Below are 3,206 nucleotides of genomic sequence, written 5' to 3' on the forward strand. Positions count from 1 at the left end.
CCCTCGCCGCGCACCCCCATGGCCCGCTGGTCTGCGTCGTCGACATCAGCCACGAGGAGTGGCGGGTGGCCTGCGTCGAACTCGGCGGCCGCGTCATCACCGAGGACACCGGCCGCCACTCCGGCTCCCCCGGCCTGGTCGGGACGCTCGCCGCGCACGTGGCCGCGCTCCACGCCCACTACGCCCGGCGCGTCCGCGCGGTGTCGGTCTGCGTCGCGGGGACGGTCAGCGGGACGACGATCATCCAGGCGTCCGGGCTCGGCTGGCGCGACGTCGCCCTCGGGCCGCTGCAGCCGCCCGGAATCCCGCTCATCGTCGGCAACAACGCCTCGCTCGTGGGGCTCGCCGACGCGCGGCGCGGGGCCGGGGCGGCGGCGCGGGTCGTCCTGCACCTGACGGTCGAGGTCGGCGTCGGCGGCATCCTCGTCGTGGAGGGGCGCCCGGTGGACGGCGCGACCGGCACGGGCGGCGAGTTCGGGCACATGCCGTTCGGCGACCCCGCGCTGGAGTGCCCGTGCGGGGCCCGCGGCTGCTGGGACCTGGCGGTCGACGGGCGCGCCATGGCCCGCGCCCTCGGCCGTCCCGCGCCCGCCGACCCGCGCACCGCGGCCGGCGAGATCATCGCCTCGGCCGCGTCCGACCCCGCCGCCCTGGACGCCGTCGCACGCGCCGCCCACGCCCTCGGCCGGGGCATGGGCGCCCTGGTCAACGCCCTCGACCCGGACGTCGTCACCCTCTCCGGCCTGGCCCCCGACCTGATCGCGCGCACGCCCGCGGCCCTGGAGGACGGCTACACCTCGGCCCTCATGCGCTACCGCCGCGCCGAGCCGCCGCCCGTCCTGCGGTCGCCCCTCGGCCCGCAGGGACCGCTCATCGGCGCCGCCGACGCCGCGTTCGACGTCCTGCTCACCGAAGAGGGCCTGGATGCCTGGTCACGCGGCCGGCCCCGGTGACGCGGCTAGGACTGGCTCCATTCCGGGACCGCGCCGGCCGCGAGCAGGCGCAGGTCCGGCGCGGCCTCCAGGGCCTTCTCCTCGCCGCCCGGCGTGTAGGTGACGATCAGCCGGAGCGGGCGCCACGTCGTGTTGTACGTCGAGTGCCAGACGCCCTTCGGGATGTGGACCGCGTCGCCCTCGCCGATCCGGAACGGCTTGCCGTCGTCCACCATCTGCGCCGCCTCCCCGGAGATCACGTAGATGACCTCCTCGGCGCCCGGATGGTTGTGCCGCGCGTGCCCCTTGCCGGGATTGACGATCACCTCCCCGAGCGTGCTGCCCGCGCCGGGCACGGACGACGGCGTGACGAACCACTTGATGGACCCCCAGTCGAAGGTCATCGTCGTCACGTCTCCTGGATTGACCAGCATCAGAGCTCCAGATTCTTGAAGGCGGCCACCTGCCGCGTGATGGCCCGCTCGGTCGGCAGGCGCTCGACCGAGGACGCCCCGAAGAAGCCGACGACGCCCTCGGTGCGCGAGAGCACGTACGCCGCGTCGTCCGGTTCGGCGATCGGCCCGCCGTGGCACAGCACCAGGACCTCCGGGCGGACGGCGAACGCGGCGTCCCGCATGGCCTGCACCCGCTCGACCGCCTCGTCCAGCGTCAGCGCCGTGCCCGCGCCGATGCTGCCCTTCGTGGTGAGCCCGACGTGCGGCACGAGGACGTCGGCGCCCGCCTCCGCCATGGCCCGCGCCTGATCCTCGTCGAAGACGTACGGGGCGGTGACCATGTCGCGCTCGTGCGCGAGCCGCACCATCTCGATCTCCAGCTCGAAGCCCATGCCGGTCTCTTCGAGGTTCTGCCGGAACACGCCGTCGTAGAGCCCCACGGTCGGGAAGTTCTGCACGCCGGCGAACCCCATGGCCTTGAGCCGGTCGAGGAACACCGGCATCACCCGGAACGGGTCGGTGCCGCACACCCCGGCGAGGACGGGCGTGTCCCTGACGACGGGCAGCACCTCGGACGCCATCTCCACCACGATCTGGTTCGCGTCGCCGTACGGGAGCAGCCCGGCCAGCGAGCCGCGCCCGGCCATCCGGTACCGGCCCGAGTTGTAGATGATGATCAGGTCGACCCCGCCCGCCTCGGCGCATTTGGCGGACAGCCCGGTCCCCGCGCCCGCGCCGATGACGGGCCTGCCCTCGGCGACGGCGGCCCGGAGCCGCTCCAGGACGGTTCCCCGCTTCATCGCGCTCCCCCCGAGATCATCCGGTGCAGCCGCTCGGCCATCGCGCGGCCGAACGACGGATCGTTGATGTTCACGTCGAGCCTCTCCGTCTCCACCGCGCCCGCCATGGCCGCGAAACACGCCTCGTCCGCCGCCGGGTCGTGGAACGGCATCCCCGGCGCGTCCAGCGCCGACACGCCCCCGAGCGGGACGAACAGCGCCGTCGGCCCGGTCGCCGCGGCCAGCTTCGCCGCCACCCGCCGTCCCAGCTCCGCCATCTCCTCCGGCGTCGTCCGCATCAGCGTCACGGTCGGGTTGTGGACGTACAGATCGCGCCCCTCGAACCGCTCCGGAACGGTCTCGCGCGGCCCGAAGTTGACCATGTCCAGGGCACCGGGCGCCACGACCTGCGGTACCCCGCGCCGTCCCGCCGCCGTGAGCCGGTCGGGCCCGGCCGACAGGACACCGCCCACCAGATCGTCGGCCAGCTCCGTCGTGGTCAGATCAAGGACGCCCGCCACCAGCCCGCTCTCCACGAGCCCCTCCATCGCCCGGCCCCCGGCCCCGGTCGCATGGAACACGAGCACCTCGTACCCCAGCTCCTCCAGCCGCTGCCGCGCCGCGTCCACCGCCGGTGTCGTCACCCCGAACATCGAGGCCGCGACCAGGGGCCGCTCGTCCGCCTCCGGCGCCCGCCGCGCCGCCTCGGACGCCGCCGCCTCGTACGCCTTCGCCATCCCGGCCGCCGCTGCCGCCGCGTTCCCGAGGACCAGCCGCGTCACCCGGTTCACACCCGCGATGTCGGCGACGCTGTACATCATCGTCACGTCCTTCGCGCCCACGTACGGCGTCACGTCCCCGGACGCCATCGTGGACACGATCAGCTTGGGCAGCCCGATCGGCAGATCCCGCACGGCCCGCGCCGCGATGGAGGACCCGCCGCTCCCGCCGACCGCGAGCACGGCGTCGACCCGCTCCAGCCCGGCGAGCACGGCCGCCGCGCCCTCCCCCATCGCCGTGACGGCCGGACCCCGGTCCCC

The 3,206-nt window shown here is 74.8% G+C and carries 4 protein-coding genes; 1 reads left to right on the forward strand and 3 read right to left on the reverse strand.

The genetic code is table 11. The features are described 5' to 3' along the window. Nucleotides 1–953 (forward strand): ROK family protein (locus E1289_RS36990; RefSeq protein WP_131988753.1); only part of this gene is annotated, 953 nt, incomplete at its 5' end. A gap of 5 nt (nt 954–958) precedes the next feature. Here E1289_RS36990 and E1289_RS36995 read toward each other — a convergent pair. The 3 genes from E1289_RS36995 to E1289_RS37005 all read right to left on the reverse strand — a co-directional run. Further along, nucleotides 959–1,366 carry a cupin domain-containing protein gene (locus tag E1289_RS36995; protein WP_131988755.1) on the reverse strand — a complete coding sequence of 136 codons (408 nt, stop codon included), beginning with the start codon at nt 1,364–1,366 and terminating at the stop codon, nt 959–961. After that, nucleotides 1,366–2,187: a phosphoenolpyruvate hydrolase family protein gene (locus E1289_RS37000; RefSeq protein WP_131988757.1), complete on the reverse strand. Its 822-nt coding sequence runs from the start codon at nt 2,185–2,187 to the stop codon at nt 1,366–1,368. Before E1289_RS37000 ends, E1289_RS36995 begins: the two co-directional genes overlap by 1 nt. Further along, nucleotides 2,184–3,206 (reverse strand): Tm-1-like ATP-binding domain-containing protein (locus tag E1289_RS37005; RefSeq protein ID WP_207929409.1); only part of this gene is annotated, 1,023 nt, incomplete at its 5' end. The genes E1289_RS37005 and E1289_RS37000, both read right to left, overlap by 4 nt.

Origin of the sequence: Actinomadura sp. 6K520 (assembly GCF_004349245.1) — a bacterium.
GTDB lineage: Bacteria > Actinomycetota > Actinomycetes > Streptosporangiales > Streptosporangiaceae > Spirillospora.